Origin of the sequence: Curtobacterium sp. 22159 (assembly GCF_052045775.1) — a bacterium.
Lineage (GTDB): Bacteria > Actinomycetota > Actinomycetes > Actinomycetales > Microbacteriaceae > Curtobacterium.
Genome location: NZ_JBQEPN010000004.1, coordinates 73,993 through 97,123, shown reverse-complemented (window position 1 = coordinate 97,123; position 23,131 = coordinate 73,993). Strand labels below are relative to the sequence as shown.

Below are 23,131 nucleotides of genomic sequence, written 5' to 3'. Positions count from 1 at the left end.
GCTAGAACCCCGGGATGAGACCGACCACGAGGTCGATCAGCTTGATGCCGATGAAGGGGACGATCACGCCGCCGAGCCCGTACACGAGCAGGTTGCGGCCGAGGATCGACGACGCCGACGCTGCGCGGTAGGTGACGCCACGCAGGGACAGCGGGATGAGCGCGACGATGACGAGCGCGTTGAAGACGACGGCGGACAGGATCGCGGAGGACGGGCTGTGCAGCCCCATGATGTTGAGTGCCGCGAGGCCGGGGAAGGCTGCCTGGAACATCGCGGGGATGATCGCGAAGTACTTCGCGACGTCGTTCGCGATCGAGAACGTCGTGAGGGCGCCGCGGGTGATGAGCAGCTGCTTGCCGATCCGGACGACGTCGATGAGCTTGGTCGGGTCGGAGTCGAGGTCGACCATGTTCCCCGCCTCCTTCGCGGCCGTCGTGCCGGTGTTCATCGCGACGCCGACGTCCGCCTGCGCGAGGGCGGGAGCGTCGTTCGTGCCGTCACCGGTCATCGCGACGAGGTTGCCGCCCTCCTGCTCCTTGCGGATGAGGGCGAGCTTGTCCTCCGGGGTGGCCTCGGCGAGGAAGTCGTCCACCCCGGCCTCCGCCGCGATCGCTGCTGCGGTGCGCGGGTTGTCGCCCGTGATCATCACGGTGCGGATGCCCATCTCGCGCAGCTGGGCGAACCGCGCCGACATCCCGTCCTTCACGACGTCCTTGAGGTGCACGACACCGAGCAGCACCACCGTGCCGGACGGGTCGCGACGGGCGACGACGAGCGGTGTGCCGCCCTGGTCGGAGATCTCCGCGACCGAGCCGTCGATCGCGGACACGACCCCGGCGTCGGCGGAGTCGGCCCACGCGAGGACCGCCGCCGCGGCGCCCTTCCGGACCTCGGAGCCGTCCGTCAGGTCGAGGCCGGACATCCGGGTCTGCGCGGTGAACGGCACCTCGACGGCACCGGCCGGCAGACCGGCCCCGATGCCCGTCTGCGCGGCGAGTTCGACGATCGAGCGCCCCTCCGGCGTGCTGTCCGCAGCCGACGACAGCGCCGCCGCCTCCATCAGCTCGGCCTCGGTCACCCCGGGCACCGGCACGACGCGGGACGCGCGTCGGTTGCCGTACGTGATCGTCCCGGTCTTGTCGAGCAGCAGCGTCGTGATGTCACCGGCGGCCTCGACCGCGCGGCCCGACATCGCGAGGACGTTGTGCTGCACGAGTCGGTCCATGCCGGCGATGCCGATCGCGGAGAGCAGCGCACCGATCGTGGTCGGGATGAGGCAGACGAGCAGGGCGATGAGCACCGGGATGCTCACGGTCGCGCCGACGAGCCCCGCGATGGGCTGCATGGTCAGGCAGACGATCACGAACACGATCGACAGCGACGCGAGCAGGATGTTCAGCGCGATCTCGTTCGGCGTCTTCTGCCGCGCCGCACCCTCGACGAGCCGGATCATCCGGTCGATGAAGGTCTCGCCGGGCGTCGAGGTGATGCGCACCACGATCCGGTCGGACAGCACGCGGGTCCCCCCGGTGACGGCGCTGCGGTCCCCACCGGACTCGCGGATCACGGGGGCGGACTCACCCGTCACGGCGGACTCGTCGACCGAGGCGATGCCGTCGATGACGTCACCGTCGCCGGGGATCACCTCGCCGGCGACGACCACGACGACGTCGCCCTTCGTGAGGTCGACCGACGCGATGTCCTCGGTGTCGCTGTGGCTCGCGGACGGGTCGGCGGAGTCGTAGCGGATCACCCGGCGGGCACTCGTGGTCGAGCGGGTCTTCCGGAGCGTGTCGGCCTGTGCCTTGCCGCGGCCCTCGGCCACGGCCTCGGCCAGGTTCGCGAACACGACGGTCAGCCACAGCCAGACGGCGATCGCGACGGTGAACGCGGACGGCTCGACGAACAGCGAGACGGTGGTGAGCGCGGCGCCGACCTCGACGATGAACATGACGGGGTTCCGCCACATGAGTCGGGGGTCGAGCTTGCGCAGGGCGCCCGGGAGGCCCGCCGCCAGCTGGCGGGGACCGAACGCGGACGAGGTGGCCGGCCGGGAGGCGCTGGTCGCCTCCTGCTCGGAGGTCGCGGTGGTCATGGTGTCGGCTTTCATCGTGCGAGACCTTCTGCGAGCGGGCCCAGTGCGAGCACCGGGAAGTAGGTGAGTGCGGTGACGATCACCGCGACGCCACCGAGGAGGCCGATGAACAACGGCCGGTGGGTGGGCAGCGTGCCGGCGGTCTCCGGCACCTTGTCCTGCGCTGCCAGGGAGCCGGCGAGCGCCAGGACGAAGACCATCGGGACGAACCGGCCGAGGAGCATGACGACGCCGAGCGCGGAGTTCATCCACGTCGTGTTCGCGGTGAGGCCGCCGAACGCGGAGCCGTTGTTGTTCGCACCCGAGGTGAACGCGTAGAGCAGTTCGGACAGCCCGTGGTTGCCCGGGTTGAAGAGGCTCGTGCCGACCACCTGCTCCCGGACGCCCGGGATGACGAGGGACAGCCCGGTGCCGAGGAGCACCAGGGTCGGTGTCACGAGGATGTACAGCGCCGCGAAGGTCATCTCACGGGACCGGATCTTCTTGCCGAGGTACTCGGGGGTGCGCCCGACCAGCAGACCGCCGATGAAGACGGTGATGACGGCGAGGACGAGCATGCCGTACAGGCCGGAGCCGACACCGCCGGGGCTGATCTCGCCCAGCATCATGTTGAGCAGGGCCATCAGGCCACCGATCGGCGTGAAGCTGTCGAACATGCCGTTCACCGCGCCGGTGGAGGTCGCGGTCGACGTCGTCCCGAACAGCGTGGTGCCGAGGATCCCGAACCGGACCTCCTTGCCCTCCATCGCGGCGCCGGCGGCCTGGGTGGCGGACCCGCCTGCGCCGAGCTCGGCGATCGACATCACCGAGAGGGACACGAGGAAGATCGCGGCCATCACGGCGAGGATCGCGATGCCCTGGCGGTCGTCGTCCACGAGGCGGCCGAACGTGCGCGGCAGCGAGAACGGGATCACGAGCATGAGGAAGACCTCGACGAGGTTGGTCCACGCCTGCGGGTTCTCGAACGGGTGCGCGGAGTTCGCGTTGAAGTAGCCGCCGCCGTTCGTCCCGAGCTCCTTGATCGCTTCCTGCGAGGCGACGAAGCCGTCCGGGATGTGCTGGGTGCCACCGACGAGGGTGGTCACGTCCGTGCCGGCGCCCCAGGACTGGATGACCCCGCCCGCGACCAGGACGATCGCGAAGACGAACGCGCCGGGGAGCAGCAGGCGGGCCGTGCCGCGCACGACGTCCACCCAGACGTTCCCGAGGGTGCCGGTGCGGCGACGGGCGAACCCGCGGACGAGCGCGACCGCGACGGCGAGGCCGACGGCGGCGGAGAGGAAGTTCTGCACCGCGAGGCCGGCCATCTGCACCGTGTAGCCGACGGTCGCCTCGGGTGAGTACGACTGCCAGTTCGTGTTCGCCACGAAGGACGCCGCCGTGTTGAACGCGAGCGCCGGGCCGACGTTCGGCAGCCCGAGGTCACCGGGCAGCACCACCTGGATGCGTTGCAGCAGGTAGACGAGCAGCAGCCCGACGACGCTGAACAGCAGCACGCCCCGGAGGTACGCCGGCCACGACTGCTCGGCGTCCGGATCGACCCCGACCACGCGGTAGACCAGACGCTCGACGCGGGTGTGTCGCACGGGGGTGAACACCCGCGCCATCCAGTCGCCGAGCGGCCGGTAGGCGACGACGAGGAGCAGGACGAGCGTGGCGACCTGGACGATGCCGGCCCAGACGTCCGCCGTGCTCATCAGAACCGCTCCGGGCGCACGAGGGCCCAGACGAGGTACACGACAGCGGCGATGCCGAGGACGGCGGCCGCGATGGTGATGCCGATCACAGCCGTTCCACCCCCTTGGCGATCAGTGCCACCACGCCGAACACGGCGAGGACACCGGCGACGACGAAGACGTCGAACACGAGGGACTCCAGAAGGATCTGCGGGACCCGCACCGGGCGGCGCGGACGGCACCACGGGTGGTGCCGAACCGATGGTCGGTCCGGTGACGCGCCTCCAGTCCGGTCCTGACGGTTCCCTAACGCGCTCCGCACGGACGCATGCGCACCGCTAACGCGCGCTCGCGCCCCGGAGTCGCTCGGCCAGGGCGGCGGTCGCGGCCCGGAGTTCGTCCGGGCCCTCGACGGTGAAGTCGACCGTCGACCCAGCGAACGCTGCCGCGAGTGCCGCCCACGACCAGGATCCCCGGGTGAGCCGGCACCGGTCGGCTCCGAGCGGTTCGAGCACGGCGTCCTCCGGCAGGTACGGCGCGACGACGCCGGCGCCCACCTCGAGCACCGCGGTGCCGACGCAGGGCCAGACGTCGGCGCTGTCGGAGCCCTTGAACCGCGCGGCGACGAAGGCGGCCGCGTCGTCGCCCGGGATCGGTCGTGGGGTGAAGGGGACACGGGTCCGCATCCGCGGGGTGATCCGGTCGATCCGGTGGGTGCGCCAGTCCGCCCGGTCGAGGTCCCAGTCGAGGAGGTACCAGCGGCCGTTCCTCGAGACGACGGCGTGGGGTTCGACCCGGTGGGGTGTGTCGTCGTCCCCGTAGCCGAACCGGAGGAGTTCGCGGAGGTGCACGGCCTCGGCCACTGCGACCAGGACGTCCGGATCGGTCCGCACCGACCCCGTGCTGGTCACTGCGTGCACGCTGTCGATGCGGGAGCGGAGTCGTGCCGGCATGACCTGCCGGACGGTCGCGAGCGCACGTGCGGCGGATTCGGCGATGTCCGCTCCCGATGCCGGGGCCACTGCGAGGGCGAGGGCGATCGCGACCGCCTGGTCGTCGTCGAACAGCAACGGGGGCAGGTCGGAGCCGGCCGCGAGCCGGTACCCGCCGGCGGGGCCGCGGAGCGATTCGACACGGTACCCGAGCCCGCGCAGCCGGTCGACGTCGCGCCGGAGCGTGCGCGGGCTGACCTCCAGCCGACCCGCCAGCTCGTCCCCCGGCCAGTCGCGGTGCACCTGCAGCAGCGAGAGCAGCGCGAGCATGCGCGCGGACGGTCCGGCCATGTCGATCAGTATCGTCGGAGAAGCGGTCACGATCTGACCGCAACGGACGGGATGCTCGTCCCATGAGCATCGAAACGACAACCCACCTCAACTTCGACGGACAGGCCCGGGAGGCCCTGGACTTCTACGCAGCCGTCTTCGGCGGCGAGGTCGTCGCCGTGACCTACGGCGCGATGGGCGCCACCGAGGAGCCGGACTGGGCCGACCGCATCGTCTTCGGCCAGGTCACGACGGACGCCGGCTTCCGGATCATGGCGTTCGACGTGTGGCCGCACCAGACCTGGGACCAGGGCACGAACGCCTTCTACGTCTTCGTGCACGGCGACGACGCGGCCGAGATCGAGCGCGCCTGGGCGGCACTGTCCGAGGGCGCCGAGGTCCGGCAGCCCCTCGCCCCGTCCGCCTGGGCACCGCTCGCGGGGCAGCTCCGGGACCGCTTCGGCGTGGTCTGGGCGCTGGACGTCGCCGCTCCTGCCGCCTGATCGTCCTTTTCGGACCGGTTCCCCGAGGAATTCGGGAGGCGGTACCGTTCGACGCATGCCCGAGTACCGCCCGATGCCCGGATACGAGCTCGGGGACGGGTGGGCCGCGCAGCGTCGTCGACGCTCGCGGTTCGCCCGAACCTGGCGCTGGGTCGGACCGCCGGTGGCGCTCGCGGCCGTCATCGCCGCGTGCTCGCTCGTGCACTGGTACGCGGGCGTCGCCGACGAGATCGAGTGGCAGTGCGCCGTCTCGACGTGCGGGACCGACGATCCGCGGTCCTTCGCACCCATCGCGAGCTGGGCGCTGCTCGTCCTCGCGGTACTCGGCGTCCTCCGCCTGCCCGGACGTGGCTGGTGGACCGCGGTGATCCTGCTCGGCTTCGCCGCCGTCGCGGCGTGGTCGATCGACTGGTGGCGGTCGCCGGGCCTGGACCTCGAGCTGTTCGTCACGCCCATCGCCGCGGGCGTCGTCGGCCTGGGGCTGCTGCTCCTGCGCACCGGCGCGGCTCTCGATCGACACCGAGGCCGCGCCCACACCGCTCGGCGGCGCGCAGCACGCGACGACGGCTAGCGCGGGTCGGTCGCGAGCATCGCCATCCGCACCGCGTCGACCCACACACCGTCCCACAGCAGGGCGTCGCGGGCACGTCCCTCGACCACGAAGCCGATCTTCTCGTAGGACCGCTGCGCCGCCGGGTTGAACGCGTACACCTCGAGCGAGATCCGGTGCAGCCCGACCTCGTCGAAGGCCCACGCGACGACGGCTCGGCCTGCTTCCGTGCCGTACCCGCGACCTCGCAGGGACGGTCCGGCGAGGGCGACGCGGTAGTTCATCGCCAGGTCGTCCTCCTCGAGCTCGTTGAGGACGACCTCGCCGAGGTACGTCCCGTCGAGGAGGGTGATCGCGAAGTCCGCCCGGTCGTCCGCACCCGGCAGTCGCTCGAGGTGCGCCAGCACCTGCTCGCGGGTGAACGTCCCGCGCGTGCCGGTGAGCCGCATCGCGTCGGCGTCGGCGAGGGCGGCCATCGACGCGTCGAGGTGCTCGGGGCCGAGCTGCACGAGCCGGAGCCGCTCGGTGGTCAGGACGGGTTGCGCGGCGAGCCGTTCGACAGGCCGTCCGCGGGAGCACTGTCGGTCGTCATCGCGCACGGCTCCAGGTGCTCACGGTCACCGCGGCCGTGACCACCGCCGGCGAGAACACCCGGTCGGGGTCGACGTGGTGGTGGCTCGGACCCATGTGCACGACGTCGTGGACGTCCTCGGCCGAGAGGTCCATCGTCCACGTGAGGTCCTCCGACGACCGCGGCACGAACGCGGGCGTCAGGGAAGCGTGCAGGCGCCGCTCCTTCTCCGGGTCGACCGCGATGGTCGCCTCGGCGAGTTCCGCCAGGTGGCCGGCCCGCGGGGTCACCACGGCGAGGACGCCGTCCGGGTGCAGGACGCGGGCGTACTCCGTCTGGTTGCGGGGCGCGAACACGTCCAGCAGGACGGCGGCTGCGCCGTCGACGACCGGGAGGCGCTCGGTCACGTCCCCGACGACGGCTCCGGCGCGCTCGTGGGCGCGCGCCGCCCGTCGGATCGCGACCGCCGACAGGTCGAGCGCGACCCCGCGCCGCTCCGGAGCCGCCTGCAGCACGCGCACGAGGTAGGTCCCCGGACCGGAGCCCACGTCGAGGACGATCCCCGGTGCCCCGGCCGACGCGACCACCGCGGCGAGGGCGCGCTCGACCGGTGCGTAGTGCCCCCGGCCGAGGAACCGGAGTCGGGCGTCCACCATCTCCGGCGTGTCCGCCGTCAGCGCCCGCCGCTTCGCGGGCAGCAGCGTCAGGTGGCCCTGCTTCGCCTCGTCGAACCGGTGCCCGTCCGCGCAGCCGACCTGCCCGCCGGGGACACGACCGAGCGGCTCGGCACAGACGGGGCAGGCGAGCACGGGGAGGAGGTCGTCGCGCACCCGACCAGCGTAGGCGTCGGTACGGTCGGGTCATGGCCGTCATCCACCGTGCAGAGCTCCACCCGTCCAAGCTCGAAGCGCTCGCGGCGTGGCTGCCGACACAGCCGTGGAGCGGCGTCACCACCGGCGACGGCCTCAGCATCGCCGGGAAGTTCCGCTTCGACGACCCCGCCGGCGAGGTCGGCGTCGAGACCCTCCTCGTGCGGACGCCCGACGGGCGGGTGCTCCAGGCGCCGCTGACCTACCGCGGCGCTCCGTTGCCCGGTGCCGAGACGTTCCTGGTGACCGAGATGCACCATTCCGTGCTCGGCCAGCGCTGGGTCTACGACGCCGTGGGCGACCCGGTGTACGCCGACGTGCTCCGTCGCGCGATCGCGACCGGCGGACACGAGGCCGACCTCGTCCGTGCCACGGGTCCGGGCACCTGGGACAAGGAGGGCACCGCCGTCGGCAGCGGCTCGGCGCCGGACTCCCCCACGGTCGCCGCCGTGGCCCCGGACACCGACGGTGCCGTGACGACGATCACGACGGACCACGGATCGCTCGCCGTGCTGCGCGTCGTCGGTGTCCCGGCACCGGAGGGCGAGACCCTGTCGGCTCGCTGGCAGGACGGTTCCGGCGTCCTCGCCGTCCTCTGTCCGTGACCAGGCGACGGACGTCGGGCGCGGTGCGGGCCGGCACCGCGCCCGGCGTCCGCCCACGGGTACTCGCAGGGCCTGCCTGTCGGTCCCTGCCGATGGCAGGATCGGTGTCGTGAAGACACTGGAGTTGCCACAGACGGACCTCACCGCTTCCGACGTGATCGTCGGCCTGATGCGGATCAACGACATGAGCGACGAGGACATCCGCTCGCTCTACGCGGCCTCGCGGGACGCGGGCGTGACGATGTTCGACCACGCTGCGATCTACGGCGGCTGGCACGGGTGCGAGGAGCGGTTCGGCGCCGCCGTCACGCTCTCGCCGTCCGAGCGCGAGTCGATCCAGCTGCAGACGAAGGTCGGCATCCGTCAGGGGTACTTCGACTTCTCGTACGAGCACATCATCGAGTCCGTGCACGAGTCGCTCGAGGCGCTCCGCACGGACTACATCGACGTGCTGCTCCTGCACCGCCCCGACGCCCTGGTCGAGCCGGAGGAGGTCGCGAAGGCGTTCGACGAGCTGCACGCCGCCGGCAAGGTGCACCACTTCGGCGTCTCGAACCACACCCCCGGCCAGGTCGAGCTGCTGAAGAAGCACGTCACCCAACCGCTCGCCTTCAACCAGGTGCAGCTGAGCATCACGCACGCGAACGTCATCGCGCAGGGCGTCGCGGCGAACATGGCTGCTCTCGACCAGTCGATCGACCGCGACAACGACATCCTCAACCACGCGCGGCTGCACGACGTCACGCTGCAGGCCTGGTCGCCGTTCCAGAAGGGCTTCTTCGACGGCGTCTTCCTCGGCGACCGCGAGCAGTACGCGGAGCTGAACGACGTGCTCGACGAGGTCGCTGCGGCGCACGGTGTCACGCCGACCGGCATCGCCGTGGCGTGGATCACCCGGCACCCGGCGCACTTCCAGGTCGTCCTCGGCACGACGAACCCGCAGCGCGTGCGGGACTCGGCCGCCGGTTCCGACGTGGAGCTCTCGCGCGAGGAGTGGTACCGGATCTTCACCGCCGCCGGTCACACCGTCCCCTGAGCCGATCGGGCAGGGTGGGACCGTGCTCAGCGATCTCACCCTGCCCGTCACGCTCCCCACCCGGTCCGGGCCGGTGACGCTCCGGAACGCGTCGGCCGACGACCTCGACGACCTGGTGTCGCTGCTGTCCGACGACCCGATCAGCGCCGCTCGCGGTGACGTCGGCGTCCCCGAGGACCGCCTCCGCTACGCCGCGGCCCTCGACGCGATCGTCGGCGACCCGGCGAACGCCCTCCTCGCCGCGACCGACGATCGCGGCACGGTCGTCGCCACGCTGCAGCTCACCCGGATCCCGGGGATGACCCGCCGGGGGTCGGCGCGCCTGCTGGTCGAGGCGGTCCACGTCAGCAGCGCCGTGCGCTCCGGCGGGATCGGGAGCGCCGTCCTGCGGTGGGTCACCGACGTCGCCGCACCGGAGCTGGGGACGCCGCTCGTCCAGCTGACGTCGGACGCCGCGAGGACGGACGCACACCGGTTCTACGAGCGGCTCGGGTTCAGCGGGTCCCACATCGGCTTCAAGTACCGCGTGCCCGGACTCGTCGACACGGACTGACGCGCTCCGGGCCGCCGGGTCAGTCGGCGGTGCCCGGCGCGCTCGGCACCGCGACGTCGACCGGGGACACCCGGGCCGGGTCGGCCGAGGCACCACCGACGACGTCGAACGTGATGCCGAGCTCGGCCGCTGCTTCGGCGTCGAGCTCGAGACCGTTCTCGGTCACCTGGTCCTCGGGGATCGCGCGGCCCTGCGACGGGTCGAACGAGTTCGCAATCGACATGCGCACGAGCATGCCCGCCCTGCATGGCAATCCGCCAAGAGGGGCCGGGGAACGCGCGATGTGGTCAGAGGTCGTCCGGGTGCAGCCGATCGCCGACCTGCGGACGCCGGAACACCGGGCCGCCGCCGGCCTCGTCCTCGTCGTCGTGGCGGACCGGCGAGACGCTCGGGTCGGCCGAGTCGTCCCCGACGTCGGAGCCGCGGTCCTCCTCGATCTGCAGTTCGTCCTCGTCGGAGCCGTCCACCGGGATGGAGCGACCGGGCTGTTCGGGATCGAAGGGTGTGCTCATCGACATGCGCCGAGCATGCTCCGGTCCGGTGAACGGCGGGTCAACGTTGTCCGTCGGCCGCGATGAGCTCGAGCTGCGTCACCGCCAGGTCGGACACGGCGGTGAACGAGAAGTCCGTCCCACTGCCCTGCAGGCGGAACACGCGCGTCTGCCCCGGCCAGTCGAACACGGCGTCCTGCACGGCGACGCGGGTGTCCCCGTTCTCGACGTCCCACGAGTACGTGCCCGGCGCCTCCACGGTGACGGTGTAGAGGGACGACGGGCGGGGAGCGACCTCGAACGACACCGTGGTCCCCGCGGCGAGCGCCGTCACGGTCCGGCCGGTGTCGTCGCTGAGCGGTGACGGGCCGACGGGCAGCAGGTCGACCGGTGTGTCCCGGTACCCGTGCACCTCGGACGCGGACACGGGACGGGTGTCGGCCGCCCAGCCCTGCGGGGTGTCCGACAGCGTGAACTCGATGCGCGTCGCTGCCACGACCACGGGGTGCGGGATGCTGATGGATTCCCAGGGCGAGCCGTCCACCGTCACCGACGCGATGTACGGACCCGTCGAACCGTCGGCGACCTCGATGACGGTGGGCGCGCCTCCGGGCTGCTGCAGCACGGTCCGGCGGACCGACGGCGGCACGAGCACGTAGGAGCCCGTCGCGGGTGCCAGCGGGTACAGGCCGATCGTCGCGAAGACGTACCAGGCGCTCATCTCGCCGTTGTCCTCGTCACCGGGGTACCCCTGGCCGAGGTCGGAGCCGACGAACAGCCGCTCGAGGCACTCCCGGACGATGCGGTGTGCGTCGTCGTGGTGGCCGGTGAACATCGGGAAGAACGGGATGTGGTGGGCGGGCTGGTTCGACAGTCCGAGCATGCCCATCCGCACGTCGCGCGCCTCCGTCATCTCGTGGATGGGGAAGCCGTAGGACCCGGAGTGCACGGTCGCGCCGGTCTCCGGGGTCGCGAAGAACGTGTCGAGTGCCGCGTCGAAGCGTGCCGGCCCGCCGTGCAGGTCGACCACGCCGACGCCGTCGTGCGGGGCGGTGAACGCGGTGCCCCACGCGTTCGTCTCGGTGTAGTCGTCGCCCCAGTCGCGGGGGTCGAACTCGGAGCCGACACGCCAGGAGCCGTCGGGGTCGCGTCCGATGAAGAACCCGCGCTCGGCGTCGAAGACGTTCCGGTACTGCAGGGAACGGCGCGAGAACCACTCGGCCTCCGCCTCGTAGCGGCCGAGGTCCTCCGGGGTGGTCGCCCGGGAGGCGAGCAGACCCGCCATCACGGCGAGGCCCCAGTCGTTGACGGCAGCGTCGAGGGTCCAGCTCATCCCCTCGTGGGTCGCCGTGTCGACGTGGCCGCGGAAGGCGCCCGGGAGGCTCCCCTTGCGTCCGACACGCTCGTCCCGCGGGGGGACGGTCGCGTTGCGCAGCGCGCTGCGGTACGCCTCCGCCAGGTCGAAGCCCGTGACGCCCTTCGCGGCGAGGTCGGCGAAGACCGTGTCGCTCGTGGTGCCGGTCATGCAGTCCTCGGCGCCCGGGGCGCTCCAGCGGGGTGTCCAGCCGCCGTCGTGGTGGTGCTCGACGAAGCCCTGCGCGAGTTCGCCCGCCGTGTCCGGGGTCAGGAGGGCCAGCAGTGGCCAGGCCGTCCGGTAGGTGTCCCAGAACCCGTTCGTGGTCGTGAACGGCCCGTCGACGATCTCGGGCCCGGGTTCGTCGCGGATCGGTTCGGACTGCACCGCTCCGTACGGGGAGCGGTGGTGCGGCTTCCCGGTGAGCGCGGTCTCGCCGGCACGGTTGGGGTAGAGGAACAGCCGGTGCAGACCCGAGTACAGCGAGGTCAGCTGGTCGGGCGTCGCTCCCTCGAAGGTCAGCGTCGCGAGCTTCTCGGTCCACTCCTGCTCGGCGCGGGCGCGCACGGCGTCGAACGTGCCTGCGGCGGCGAGGTTCGCGCGGGCGTCCTCGAGCGAGACGGTGGAGATGCCGAGCAGCACGTCCGTGGCGGGTCCGTCGACCGTGACCCACCCGCGCAGCAGCCCGTCGGCGCAGGTCGTGTGGTCCTCCCGTGCGCCGGCGATGCGCACGTGCACGAAGTGGGGCGGTGTGCCGGGCCGGTCGTCGAGCTCGACGTCGACCACCGCGGTGCCGTCGTCGATCGAGACGCTCGCCCCGGACACCCGGCCGTGGTGGTCGAGCACGACGCTCCGCACACCCGTGAAGCGGAAGCCGAGTGCGAACTCCCCCGCGGTCATCTCCGCGGTGACGCCGGCGTCGAGGTCGACCCGGTACCGGTGCGGACCGTCGTGCTCGTGGTCGTGGTCGAACCCGAGCGCCCGGGCGCTCCGGTCCGGATCCGGGTCGACGTGCGGGGACGGCATGACCTGGAACACCCCGCGGTCGCCCATCCACGGGGACGGGATGTGACTGGTCGCGAACGCCTGGATCGCCGGACGGAGTCGTCCCCCGGTGTCCGGTCGGTCGTGCTCCTGGTACGCGTACGGCCACCGGTTGCTCGAGGCGTCGGTCATCGGCAGGCCGAACACCCCGCCGTGCGGGAGCGCCACGAGCGGGGCGTTGTTCCCGCGTGAGAACCGGGCGGAGGCCTGGGTGCCGCGGGTCGTGCGGACGTGGTCGAGCGGTGTCGCCGGGGTCGGGCGCGCGGGACCGATGCGCACGGAGTCGAGCCAGCCGCGGAGTGCCGGGCGCTCCCCGTCGTCGTCCGAGGGGTCCGGCGCGGAGCCGAGCCGCGCCTCCAGGCGGTCCACGACCCGCCCCGCGAACGGCGTGAGGTCGACCGCCCGGCGGTTCCACTGGTCGACCCACTGCTTGCGCGCGGCGTCCTGCGCCGCTGGCGTCACGACGTCGCCGTACTGGTCGCGCGCACCGTCGTCGGCGGCGCTGCTCAGGCGCGAGCCGTCCGTGAACACCACGTCGAGCGCGAAGGCCGTGGCGTCCCAGAAGTGCCGGAGGTCGTCCTCCGTCGGTTCGCTCCGCCCCTCCGGCAGTGTCCGCTCCGGGAACCAGACCCACGAGAGCTCGTCCCCGACGGCGATCGTCCGGCCGGCGTGCTCGGGGACGATCGCCTCGACGGTCGTGTCGCCAGGATCCCGTTCGACGCGGTAGCCCTCCAGGGAGTCGAACCCGACGTCGTTCCGCGCCGCGACGGCCGTCGACGGCCCACCGCTCCGTTGCAGCTCTCGCACGCTGTCACCCTATTTGTTCCAGCGTCTGGAGGAAAACTGCGGCGTGTCAGGGCTTGTTGTGCCCGGGAGCCTTCCCCGACTTGCCCGGATGCGTCTGGGCAGCGGCACCGGTGGCGTCCTGGGGGTCCTGCACCGGGTTCGTCACCGGGCTCGACGGCTGCGGTCCGACGGACGGATCGTCGGCGGGATCGCTCGGCTGTGTCGGCTCGCTGGGCTCCTGCGCCGGCTGCGAGGGTTGCTGCGCGGGCTCGCTCGGCTCCTGGGCGGGCTGTGACGGCTGCTGCGCGGGCTCGCTCGGCTGCTGGTCGGTCGTCGTCGACGGCGAGGTCGTCCCGCTCGGGGCCGGCGTGCTGCCGTCCTTCCCGTTCAGGGCGGCGAGGGCGACCCCGATGCCGATGAGCACGAGGACGATCACCACCACGGCGGCGATGACCGGGCCGCGTCGGCGCTTCCGCGGATCCTCGGCGGCCTCGGCCGGCGGCGACGCGACGGGACCCCGTGGCCCGGCGCCGGCGCCGTTCCGCCCAGCGGCTCCGGCAGCCTGGGCACCAAGCACCGTGGTCGCGACGTCGTCGCCCGCGCTCGGCCGCTGCGTCCCCAGCACCCGCGTCGCGTCGTCCGGGCCGGAGGCGCGGGTCGGCATCGGCTGCGTCGCCTCACCGGTTCCGGAGGCACCGCTCGTCGGCATCGCCCGGGTCGCGGCGTCCGCGTCGGCGGCACCGGCAGCGCCGAACGCGGCAGCCGCACCGGCCGCGGCGGCCCGGGTGAGGGTTCCGGGGCCACCCGGGAGGAGCTGCGTGGCGGGCGCGTCGTCGTGCCCGAGGGCCCGGAGGCGCGCAGCGGCCTCGGCGGCGGTCGGACGGTCGTCGGGGTCCTGCGCCGTCATGACGTACAGCAGGGTGCGCCACGCCGTCGGCAGGTGCGGGTCGATCTCGGGGCTGCGGGTGAGCCGCGCCGTCGCGGACTCCACGGCGGTGCCGGGGAACGGCTGGCGGCCCGTCAGGCACTCGAGGAGCATCAAGCCCAGCGCGTACACGTCGACCTTGCCGGTGATCGGCCGTGCCAGCACCTGCTCCGGAGCGATGTACGCCGCCGTCCCCACGATCGTGCCGGTGCCGGTCACCCGGGCCGCGTCGCGGAGGAGCGCGATGCCGAAGTCGGCGAGCTTCACGTGGACGCCGTCCGACTCGAGCAGGACGTTCGCGGGCTTCACGTCCCGGTGCACCACACCCTGCGCGTGCGCCGCCGCGAGCCCGTCCGCGACCTGCGCGCCCACCCGGGCGGCGGTCGCCCGGTCGAGCGGCCCTTCACGGAGGCGGGTCGCGAGGTCGCTGCCCGGGACGAGCTCCATCACCAGGTAGGAATCACCGTCCACGTCGTCGAGCGCGGCGTCGTACAGGGTGACGAGGGCGGGACTGCGGAGCGCGGCGAGGGTCTGGATCTCCGCTTCGGCGCGGGCGCGCTCCCCGTGGTCGACGGCCCCGATGCGGAACACCTTGATCGCGACCTCGCGTCCGAGCTGCTCGTCGACCGCCCGGTAGACGGACGCCATGCCGCCGTGCCCGAGCGTGCCCGTGACGCGGTAGCGACCGCCGAAGACCCGTTCCTCCATGCCCGGAAACCTACCGGTGCGACCTGACGGGGCGCGCACCGCGGTGCAAAGCCGTCAGGTAGAGCCGGTGGGCGGTGATGATGAGGGCGAGCCAGGCCAGCCCGAGCGCCCACGCCGCGAGCACGTCGGTCAGCCAGTGGTGCCCGAGGAACACCCGCGAGACCCCGATCGACAGGACGAAGACCGTCCCGGCGACGATCGTCCACACCCGGGTCACGAGTCGTGACTGCCGCAGGAGCAGGAGGTACACGATCGTGCCGACGACCACCGTCGCGTTGAGCGTGTGGCCGGACGGGAACGACGGGGAGTGCTCGTACGGCGGTACCGCGTCGGCGAGCGGCGGACGTGCCCGACCGATGAGGTCCTTGCCCGCGATCGTCATGAGCAACGACCCGCCGCTCGCCGCCACGAGCAGCACGAGGGGCGTCCACGCGCGGCGCTGGATCGTGAACCCGACGAGGAACCCGAGCGCGACGATCGGCATCCCGATCGTGCCGGCCACGTCGGTCCACCACGTCACGAGGGTGTCGACGGTGGGCGACCGGAGCGTGAGCATCCAGTCGAGCACGGGACGGTCGAGCACGGCGACGTCGTCGGACTCACGCACCGCGTCGTACACCTCCGACGCTGCCCAGGTCGCGGTGACGGCCACGCCGATGCCGATCACGAGCGTCACGACGAGCAGCGGGAGCGCGCCGTAGCGGTGGCCGAGCTCCGCCCACCCGTCGGCGGAGGCGCGACCGACCCGCGTCCGCCAGGTCGTGAGGTCGACGTCCCCGACGCGGCGGTCCGGGGCCTCGGGGTGATCGGTCTGCATCGACCCACCCTGCCCGAGGACGGGTGTGCACGTGCCCGGCGTCACGCGTCGCCGCGCGGAGCGCTCAGTCCTTCGCGGAGCCGTAGTCGTCGACGATCGCCACCGACAGCGGGAACACCACGGGGAAGTCACGGAACAGCAGCCGTCCGGCGTCGGCGGCAGCGGCACGGACCTGGTCCGCGACCCACTCGGCGTGCTCGGCAGGGGCGTGCACGACGATCTCGTCGTGCACGAAGAACACCAGGTGCGGGCCGTCCGTCACGCGCCCGGGGAACCGCTCGGCCAACCGCGAGCGCAGGGACCCCATCCACGCCAGCGCCCACTCGGCGGCGGTGCCCTGCACGATGAAGTTCCGGGTGAACCGGCCCCAGCTCCGCGCCCGCGACTCGACAGCGCGCTGCATGGCCGCCGTGCCCTCGACCGAGTAGGCCTGGTTCCGCGCCGCGAACCACGAGGCGTCGGGCACCGGTGACGTCCGACCGAGCAGGGTCGTCACGGGCTCCCCGCGCTCCCCCGCCCGCGCGGCACGCTCGACGAGCCGGATGGCGTCCGGGAACGCCCGGGCGAGCCGGGGCACCAGCCGACCACCCTCGCCCTGGGTCGCGCCGTACATCGCACCGAGCATCGCGCCCTTCGCCTGCTGCCGGGTCTCGACGGCGCCGGAGGCGACCACGCCGTCGTACAGGTCACGCCCGTCGCCGGCGGCCGCCATCGCCCGGTCGCCCGCCATCGCCGCGAGCACCCGTGGCTCCAGCTGCGCCGCGTCGGCCACGACGAGCTTCCACCCGTCGTCCGCGACGACCGCCGGGCGGACGAGCTTCGGGAGCTGCATGGCTCCACCGCCGTCCGCGGCCCACCGACCGGTGACGACCCCGCCTACGAGGTACTTCGGGTGGAACCGCCCGTCCTGCACCCATTCGTCGAGCCAGGTCCACCCGTTCGCGGTGAGCAGCCGCGCCAGCCGCTTGTACTCCAGCAACGGCTCGATGACGGGGTGTTCGATCTCCTGCAGCTCCCACTTGCGGGTGCTCGTCACCATCAGTCCCGCACGGCGCAGGGAGCGGAGCACGTCCGCCGGCGAGTCGGGGTTCAGTGCCGGGTCGCCGAGCCGCTGCCGGATGACCGCCGCGATCTCCTCGAGCCGACGCGGCCGGACACCGTGCGGGACACGCGGTCCGAGCGCGTCCTCGAGCAGCCGCTCGTGCACGTCCGAACGCCACGGCAGTCCGGCGTGGAGCATCTCGGCCGCGACGAGCGCCCCCGCGGACTCGGCCGTGAGGAGCAGCCGCAGCGCTCCGGGCGACCGGGAGCCGGCGACCGCGTCGAGCTGCGCGCGGAGCTCCGTGACGGGATCCGACTCGTCGTCCGCGGGCACGACGTCGAACAGGGCATCGTCGAAGAGCCGGGCCTGGGACGGACGGGCGACCCGCGCCTCCTGGACGGGAGCGTCCCACGCGTCGACGGGAGCGGTCGCCAGCGCGGAACCACGCGCCGCCAGGGCCGTCCGCAGGATGCGTCGGCACAGGCGGAGGTCGATGCAGCGACCGACGCGTCCGCCGGCCGCGAGCACCGCGGGGTACCAGCGCGCGGTGTCGTCCCACACCCACCGGACGTCGGGGGCTTCCCGCGATGCGACGAAGGCCGCCAGGCCCGGCTCGTCCAGTCGGACCGGCTCGCCGTCCGGGGTTCCCGCGTCGGTCAGGGGCGTCGCGAGGACGCCGCCGTCGACGCGGCGGAGGACGAGGTGCACGGAACGATCATGCCGTGCGCCACCGTCAGCGCCGTGCAGCCTCCACGTCAGCCGCGCTCGTCCGGATCGTCCTCCGTGCCGCCGGGGCGGACCGCGGCGGAGTCCGCGACGTCGATCCGGACGTCGCCGTCCTCGGAGCGGGACACCTCGACGCGCGGATCGGCATCGTGCGCGGAGGAGCCGGACATGCGGCGGAGGGTGTCCTGGCGGCGTGCTTCGAAGGACATGTCGACACCGTCGTCGAGGTGGTCGCGGTCGGGCTCGGTCATGGCTGCGAGGCTACGCCGGGGGCGCTGCGGTGTCGCTCGTGGTGACCGGCGCGGTGCCGGTCCGGACCGTCCAGTGCCCTCCGCTCCCCCACCGTGCGAGCACCGCGGCGGCGAGTCGACCGGGCGGCCGGGATGCCCCGGGCGCTCGTGCACCGGCCCGGTCGGTACCGAAGACGAACTTCGCGACGCTGTCGTCGCCCTCGGTCGCGTCGTCCGGGCCGGGCGGGTCGAGGCGGAACCGCCGGGCGAACCGCACCGTGTTGGCGTCGGAGCCGAGCGCGTCGGGCAGCCCCGGGTCGAGGAGCCACGAGCGACACCGCCACCGCTCGGCCGCGTGGTCCGGCGCGAGTGCGCGGAGCACCGCCGGGGCCAGGGCGAACGAGCGGTCGCAGGCGTCCGGGTCGAGCGGGCCGGTCTCGGGCGCGTGCACGCCCCAGGCAGGGCTGCCGTCCGCCGCGGTGTCGCCGAGCTCGAACTGGAGCCGGCCGACCGCCACCACACGCGCGGTGAGGACGGCGCAGAACCAGTCGAGTCCGGTCCCGCGGAGTCCGTACCGACCGAGTTTGCGCTCCACGTCCGCGACGCTGTCGGATGCCTGCTCCGCGGTCGCCCCGTGTGCCCGGAGCCAGGACTCCGTCGACGGCACCGCGGCCCGGAGCACGTCGACGATCGCAGGGTCCCGGTCGGCCGGCGGGAGCCCGGCGACGCTCGACTCCAGGGCGGCGGCGATCCGGGTCGGGTCGGGAACGGTCCCGATCGCGCCGGTGAGGACCGACAGCCCGCCGGCCCCCTCCGCGCGTCCGGCAGCCGCACCGATCACTTCAGACCGGACGACGCCAGACCGTCGATCACGCGCCGCTGCAGCACGACGAACATGATCAGCACGGGGGCCATCGCCATCAGGCTCGCCGCCATGAGCACCGGGTAGTCGATCGTCCGGTCGCTCGACAGCGTCGCGAGGCCGGCTGCCAGCGGCATGTCCTCGGCACGGGTCGACACGACGAGCGGCCAGAGCAGTTCGTTCCACGACCAGAGCACCGTGGTGATGGCCAGGACGCTGATCGACGGGCGCGCGAGCGGCAGCATGATCCGCCAGAACGTCTGGAACGGGTTGGCGCCGTCCATGCGGGCCGCCTCCTCGAGCTCGGGCGGCATGTTGAGGAACGCCGTCCGCATCAGGAACGTCCCGAAGGCGCTGAACAAGCCCGGCGCGACGATGCCCATGAGGGTGTCCAGCCAACCGAGCCCCTGCACGATCTGGTACTGCGAGATGAGGTACACCTGCGACGGCACGAGCAGGATCGAGAGGACGATCGCGAGCAGGACGGCGCGCCCCCGGAACCGCATGCGGGCGAACGCGTAGCCGGCGAGGGTGCAGAGCACGATCTGCGCGATCGTCCGGATGACCGTGACCATGATCGAGGTGCCGAGCTGGCTGAGGAACGGCAGGCGTTCGAACACCTGGGCGTAGTTCTGCCACTGCAGCTCCCCGGGCCAGAACGTCGGCGTGACGGACTGCACCTGGGCGTTCGTGGACAGCGACATGATGATCTGCCACAGGAACGGGAACGCCATGACGAACCCGCCGACGCCGAGCACGACGTGGATCCACCAGTGGCTCCCGCCGCGACGGCCCGGTCGGCGGGCCGCCCGGGATGGTGGTGTGACCGTGGCGGTCATGCCTGCACCCACTTCCGTTGGACGCGGAACTGCACGAGCGTGACGATCCCGATGAGGACGAAGATCACCATCGCGATCGCGGCCGCGAAGCCCTTGTCGTTGTCGATGAACCCGGCGCTGTAGAAGTAGAAGACGAGCGACATCGTCTTCGGCATGACGGGGTTGGAGCTGCCGAGGATCGCGTAGAGCAGGTCGAACAGCTGGAAGCTCGAGATCGTCGTGATGATCAGGACGAAGAAGATGCTCGGGCTGAGGAGCGGCACGGTCACCGAGCGGAACTGCCGCCAGCGGGAGGCGCCGTCCAGCTCCGCGGCTTCGTACAGCTCCGGCGGGATGTCCTTCAGTCCGGCGCCGAGGATGATCATCGAGAACCCGAGCGAGGACCACAGCCCGACGAGGGACACGGCGACCAGGGCGAACCCGGGCGTCGAGATCCAGTAGGGGCCGTCGATGCCGAACCGGCCGAGGAACCAGTTCACGATGCCGTAGTCGCCGTTGAACATGATGCGCCAGACGAGCGCGATCGCAGCCGGCATCGCCACGTAGGGCAGGAAGAACAGCACGCGGTAGAACTGGGCGAACCGCAGGCCCGGCGTGTTGAGCAGGCTCGCGAGCCAGACCGCCACCGGGATCCCGAGCAGCACGATCACCGTGTAGATCACGGTGTTGAGGAGGGATTGGTACAGCTGCGGGTCGGAGACGAGTCGGACGTAGTTGGCGATGCCGCTGAACGTCGCGCCGCCGAACACGCCCCAGGTCGTGAACGAGTACCAGAACGTCTGGATGATGGGCCAGATGTAGAAGGTCCCGACGCCGATGAGCAGCGGGAGGACGAACAGCCACGGCCAGAAGCCGTCCGTCCGGCGGGCGGGCCGCCGCGTCGAGGCGCCGTCCGGGTGCTCGGCCCCCGGGGCCCCGGGCCCGGACGACTGCTGCGTCCGGGCCGGGGTGCTCGCGGTGGGGTGCCGCTCGGTGTGGATCGTCACGGGTTCCGACTCACTGTTCCTTGGCGAGGGCGGCGTCCATCTTCTGGGCCAGCTGCTTCGCGACGTCGTCGACCGGCGTCGAGCCGTCGAACGCGCTGGGCAGGAGGTTGGTCTCGAGGGTGTTCCACGCGGCCGTGTTCTTCGAGACGGGCAGGGGCTTGGCGTAGTCGACGGCGTCGAGGAAGACCTGCAGGTCGGCGCTCGGCATGGTCTTCGTGAACGCGTCCTGCGTCCCCTCGTACGCGGGGATCACCGCTCCCATGTCGCCCTGCTGCTGCTGGGCCTGCTTGCTGGCGAGGTAGGCCTGGAGCGCCTGCGCGGCGGCCTTGTGCTTCGTGTTCGCGGACACCACGTTCGAGACGCCGTGGATGACAGTGGCCTGCTCCTTGCCCTTCGGCAGCGGGTAGACGACGACGTCCTTCTCGAGCGACGTGCCGGTGAGGGCGGACCGGAACCAGCTGCCGCCCTGGTACATGGCGAGCTTGCCGGACGTGAACCACTGGTCGGCAGTGGTGTCGGTCAGCTGCTTGATCGAGGGCGACGCGCCGGACTTGATGAGGTCGGTCCAGAACTGCAGTCCGGCCTCGGAGGCCTTCGTGTCGTACTCGGACTTCTTGCCGTCGGCGGAGATCACCTTCCCGCCCGCCTGGAAGATCGTGTCGTAGTAGGTGGTCTGACCGTCCATCCCGCCCGCGGCACCGTACGCACCCTCGGCCTTGAGCTTCTCGGACAGCTCGGCACCGGTCTTCTGGAAGTCGTCCCAGGTCCAGTCCTTCGACGGCATCGCGACCCCGGCCTTCTGGAACAGCGCCTTGTTCATCCACACGCCGATCGTGTCGAAGTCCTTCGGGACGCCGTACTGGGTGCCGTCGTAGGTGTAGAGCCGGTCGAGCGCCGTCGAGTACTTCGCGGGGTCGATCGCGCCGGCCTTGACCGCCCCCGTGATCGGAGCGAGCTTGCCGTTCGCCGCGTACAGCTGGAAGTTCGGCCCGTTCATCCAGAACACGTCGGGCAGGGTGTCGCTCGACCCCTGTGTCTGCAGCTTCGTCCAGTAGTTGGCGAACGGCGTCACGTCGACGTTCACCGTGATGTCCGGGTACTCCTTGTTGAACCCTTCGAGGTTCGCCTTGATCGCCTTGACCTGGTTCTCGTCCCAGACGGCGTAGGTCAGGGTGGCCTTGGTGTCCTTGGCGGCCTTCTCGTAGTCGCCGCCGGAGCCGGTGGCGCCGGAGGACGTGCTGCAACCGGCGAGCAGCACGGCTGCGCCGATCGCGGCGACGGCGCCCAGGAGCGCGCGGCGGCGACCGCGGCCCTTCGCGGAGGTGGGTGCGTGCATCGGGTGTCCTTTCGCGAGTCCGTCAGCGGGTGACGGCCGGGGTGTGGGTGGTGAAGTGTGCGATCGTCTCGGCGGGGAGCGGCGGGACGTCGATGGGGACGGAGCCGCTGCGGAGCGACCGGGTCGCGAGGGCTCCGGCGGCGACGGCGGCGCGTGCCGCGATCGGGGAGAGCGTCGTGGGCTCCCCCAGGGCGACGTGGCGGAGGAACTCGGTCATCGTGATGAGGTCGGCGTCCGCGTGGCCGTCGGCGACACCGTCGATCGGGTACTCACGATCGCCCGTGACGTCCCAACCCCGACGGTGCGTCCAGACCTTGACCACGCCCCCACCGGTGTCGCCGATGTTCTCGAGACGTCCTTCGGTGCCGATGACGGTGTAGTTGCGCCAGTAGTCCGGCGTGAAGTGGCACTGCTCGTAGCTCGCCTGCACGCCGTTGTCGAGGGTCATCATCACCATCGAGACGTCCTCGACGTCGACCACCGGGTTGAGACCGGTCTGGGCGAGCGGCGGCCAGTTGTCGAGGGAGAACCAGTCCCCCATGAGTTCGCCGCTTCGGTCACGACGGTCGGTGACGTCGCCGTAGACGGACAGGGAACCCATCCCGACCACCCGCGCGGTGTCGCCGCCGCCCAGGGCGTGGATGACGTCGAGGTCGTGGCTGGCCTTCTGCAGCAGCAGGGAGTTGACCTTGGCGCGGTCCGCGTGCCAGTCCTTGAAGTAGTAGTCGCCACCGTTGCCCACGAAGTGCCGGCACCAGACCGCCTTGACCTGCCCGATCTCGCCGCGGTCGACGATCTCGCGCATGAGCCGGACGACGGCCGCGTGGCGGAAGTTGTGCCCCACGTAGAGCGGCGTCCCGGTCTCGGCAGCGGTGTTGAGCACGGCGTCGGCATCCTCGACCGTGATGGCGAGCGGCTTCTCGAGGTAGACGGCGATGCCGGCACGCAGCAGGTCGATCGCGATGGCCGCGTGGGTCCAGTCCGGCGTCGTGACGATCGCCGCGTCCACCTCGCCGACGAGGTCACCGTGCTGCGCGACGACGAGTGCGTCGGGGTACTCGGTGCGAGCGCGTTCGCGTCCCTGCTCCGTGACGTCCGCGACCGCGGTGACCCGCGCCTCCAGGTCGGGTGCGGCGTCAGCTGCCTCCGCCACGTGGCGCGCGATCGCCGCGCGCTGTCCCATGCCGACGATGCCGACCCGGAGGGGTCCTGTCGTGAACGCGTCACCCATGCTCATCTCGCTCCCTTGCGTGATTGTGACGCCC

Annotated in this window: 23 protein-coding genes; 5 read left to right on the top strand and 18 right to left on the bottom strand. The window is 72.0% G+C overall.

Annotated features, from left to right (window positions below; all coding sequences use genetic code 11):
• Position 1: 1 nt before the first annotated feature.
• The 4 genes from kdpB to ACTJKO_RS06205 form a co-directional block, all read right to left on the bottom strand.
• Positions 2 to 2,095, bottom strand: a complete 2,094-nt coding sequence (gene kdpB / locus ACTJKO_RS06220; RefSeq protein ID WP_440686792.1) for a potassium-transporting ATPase subunit KdpB — start codon at positions 2,093 to 2,095, stop codon at positions 2 to 4.
• A gap of 11 nt (positions 2,096 to 2,106) precedes the next feature.
• A complete protein-coding gene (kdpA, locus tag ACTJKO_RS06215) occupies positions 2,107 to 3,792 on the bottom strand; it encodes a potassium-transporting ATPase subunit KdpA (protein WP_440686790.1) in 1,686 nt (561 codons plus the stop codon).
• Positions 3,792 to 3,881, bottom strand: coding sequence for a potassium-transporting ATPase subunit F (locus ACTJKO_RS06210; RefSeq protein ID WP_017887940.1), 90 nt, complete (start codon positions 3,879 to 3,881; stop codon positions 3,792 to 3,794). Before ACTJKO_RS06210 ends, kdpA begins: the two co-directional genes overlap by 1 nt.
• Positions 3,882 to 4,109: 228 nt before the next feature.
• Positions 4,110 to 5,054, bottom strand: a complete 945-nt coding sequence (locus tag ACTJKO_RS06205; protein ID WP_440686788.1) for a helix-turn-helix transcriptional regulator — start codon at positions 5,052 to 5,054, stop codon at positions 4,110 to 4,112.
• A 62-nt stretch (positions 5,055 to 5,116) separates the two neighbouring features.
• On the opposite strand from ACTJKO_RS06205, the gene ACTJKO_RS06200 reads away from it, so the two are divergent.
• The gene (locus tag ACTJKO_RS06200) at positions 5,117 to 5,536 is read left to right on the top strand and encodes a VOC family protein (protein WP_440686786.1); all 420 of its coding nucleotides are present in this window, start codon (positions 5,117 to 5,119) and stop codon (positions 5,534 to 5,536) included.
• 55 nt (positions 5,537 to 5,591) lie between these two features.
• Positions 5,592 to 6,107 (top strand): hypothetical protein, encoded by a 516-nt coding sequence (locus ACTJKO_RS06195; RefSeq protein ID WP_440686784.1) that lies wholly within the window; start codon positions 5,592 to 5,594, stop codon positions 6,105 to 6,107.
• Here the strand turns inward: ACTJKO_RS06195 and ACTJKO_RS06190 are convergent.
• Together ACTJKO_RS06190 and ACTJKO_RS06185 are read right to left on the bottom strand one after the other, a co-directional pair.
• Positions 6,104 to 6,685, bottom strand: coding sequence for a GNAT family N-acetyltransferase (locus tag ACTJKO_RS06190; protein WP_440686782.1), 582 nt, complete (start codon positions 6,683 to 6,685; stop codon positions 6,104 to 6,106). The genes ACTJKO_RS06195 and ACTJKO_RS06190 overlap by 4 nt on opposite strands.
• Entirely contained in the window at positions 6,675 to 7,487 is an 813-nt protein-coding gene (locus tag ACTJKO_RS06185) for a putative RNA methyltransferase (protein WP_440686780.1), read from the bottom strand. The genes ACTJKO_RS06190 and ACTJKO_RS06185 overlap by 11 nt, the downstream gene beginning before the upstream one ends.
• 32 nt (positions 7,488 to 7,519) lie before the next feature.
• On the opposite strand from ACTJKO_RS06185, the gene ACTJKO_RS06180 reads away from it, so the two are divergent.
• The 3 genes from ACTJKO_RS06180 to ACTJKO_RS06170 all read left to right on the top strand — a co-directional run bounded on the left by ACTJKO_RS06180 (position 7,520) and on the right by ACTJKO_RS06170 (position 9,720).
• Complete coding sequence (locus tag ACTJKO_RS06180; protein ID WP_440686778.1) at positions 7,520 to 8,131, top strand: CG0192-related protein; 612 nt, start codon at positions 7,520 to 7,522, stop codon at positions 8,129 to 8,131.
• A gap of 109 nt (positions 8,132 to 8,240) precedes the next feature.
• On the top strand, positions 8,241 to 9,167 hold the full coding sequence (locus ACTJKO_RS06175; RefSeq protein WP_440686776.1) for an aldo/keto reductase: 927 nt from the start codon (positions 8,241 to 8,243) through the stop codon (positions 9,165 to 9,167).
• A 22-nt stretch (positions 9,168 to 9,189) separates the two neighbouring features.
• Positions 9,190 to 9,720, top strand: a complete 531-nt coding sequence (locus tag ACTJKO_RS06170) for a GNAT family N-acetyltransferase (protein ID WP_440686774.1) — start codon at positions 9,190 to 9,192, stop codon at positions 9,718 to 9,720.
• A 19-nt stretch (positions 9,721 to 9,739) separates the two neighbouring features.
• Here the strand turns inward: ACTJKO_RS06170 and ACTJKO_RS06165 are convergent, their stop codons facing one another.
• From ACTJKO_RS06165 to ACTJKO_RS06110, 12 genes are all read right to left on the bottom strand, one after another.
• Positions 9,740 to 9,943 (bottom strand): hypothetical protein, encoded by a 204-nt coding sequence (locus ACTJKO_RS06165; RefSeq protein ID WP_440686772.1) that lies wholly within the window; start codon positions 9,941 to 9,943, stop codon positions 9,740 to 9,742.
• A gap of 64 nt (positions 9,944 to 10,007) precedes the next feature.
• Positions 10,008 to 10,238, bottom strand: a complete 231-nt coding sequence (locus ACTJKO_RS06160; RefSeq protein ID WP_440686770.1) for a hypothetical protein — start codon at positions 10,236 to 10,238, stop codon at positions 10,008 to 10,010.
• 34 nt (positions 10,239 to 10,272) lie between these two features.
• A complete protein-coding gene (locus ACTJKO_RS06155) occupies positions 10,273 to 13,416 on the bottom strand; it encodes a GH92 family glycosyl hydrolase (protein ID WP_440686768.1) in 3,144 nt (1,047 codons plus the stop codon).
• A gap of 46 nt (positions 13,417 to 13,462) precedes the next feature.
• Complete coding sequence (locus ACTJKO_RS06150; RefSeq protein ID WP_440686766.1) at positions 13,463 to 15,028, bottom strand: protein kinase domain-containing protein; 1,566 nt, start codon at positions 15,026 to 15,028, stop codon at positions 13,463 to 13,465.
• A 10-nt stretch (positions 15,029 to 15,038) separates the two neighbouring features.
• Positions 15,039 to 15,845 carry a phosphatase PAP2 family protein gene (locus ACTJKO_RS06145; RefSeq protein WP_440686764.1) on the bottom strand — a complete coding sequence of 269 codons (807 nt, stop codon included), beginning with the start codon at positions 15,843 to 15,845 and terminating at the stop codon, positions 15,039 to 15,041.
• Positions 15,846 to 15,909: 64 nt separating this feature from the next.
• Positions 15,910 to 17,595: a bifunctional 3'-5' exonuclease/DNA polymerase gene (locus ACTJKO_RS06140; protein WP_440686762.1), complete on the bottom strand. Its 1,686-nt coding sequence runs from the start codon at positions 17,593 to 17,595 to the stop codon at positions 15,910 to 15,912.
• Between the two features lie 47 nt (positions 17,596 to 17,642).
• Positions 17,643 to 17,864 carry a multidrug transporter gene (locus ACTJKO_RS06135; protein ID WP_440686760.1) on the bottom strand — a complete coding sequence of 74 codons (222 nt, stop codon included), beginning with the start codon at positions 17,862 to 17,864 and terminating at the stop codon, positions 17,643 to 17,645.
• Positions 17,865 to 17,874: 10 nt separating this feature from the next.
• Positions 17,875 to 18,684: a hypothetical protein gene (locus tag ACTJKO_RS06130; protein ID WP_440686758.1), complete on the bottom strand. Its 810-nt coding sequence runs from the start codon at positions 18,682 to 18,684 to the stop codon at positions 17,875 to 17,877.
• Positions 18,681 to 19,544, bottom strand: a complete 864-nt coding sequence (locus ACTJKO_RS06125) for a carbohydrate ABC transporter permease (RefSeq protein WP_440686756.1) — start codon at positions 19,542 to 19,544, stop codon at positions 18,681 to 18,683. The genes ACTJKO_RS06130 and ACTJKO_RS06125 overlap by 4 nt, the downstream gene beginning before the upstream one ends.
• Positions 19,541 to 20,530, bottom strand: a complete 990-nt coding sequence (locus tag ACTJKO_RS06120; protein ID WP_440686754.1) for a carbohydrate ABC transporter permease — start codon at positions 20,528 to 20,530, stop codon at positions 19,541 to 19,543. Before ACTJKO_RS06120 ends, ACTJKO_RS06125 begins: the two co-directional genes overlap by 4 nt.
• A 10-nt stretch (positions 20,531 to 20,540) precedes the next feature.
• The gene (locus ACTJKO_RS06115) at positions 20,541 to 21,866 is read right to left on the bottom strand and encodes an ABC transporter substrate-binding protein (RefSeq protein WP_440686751.1); all 1,326 of its coding nucleotides are present in this window, start codon (positions 21,864 to 21,866) and stop codon (positions 20,541 to 20,543) included.
• Positions 21,867 to 21,888: 22 nt separating this feature from the next.
• Positions 21,889 to 23,103, bottom strand: a complete 1,215-nt coding sequence (locus ACTJKO_RS06110) for a Gfo/Idh/MocA family protein (RefSeq protein WP_440686749.1) — start codon at positions 23,101 to 23,103, stop codon at positions 21,889 to 21,891.
• Positions 23,104 to 23,131: the final 28 nt, after the last annotated feature.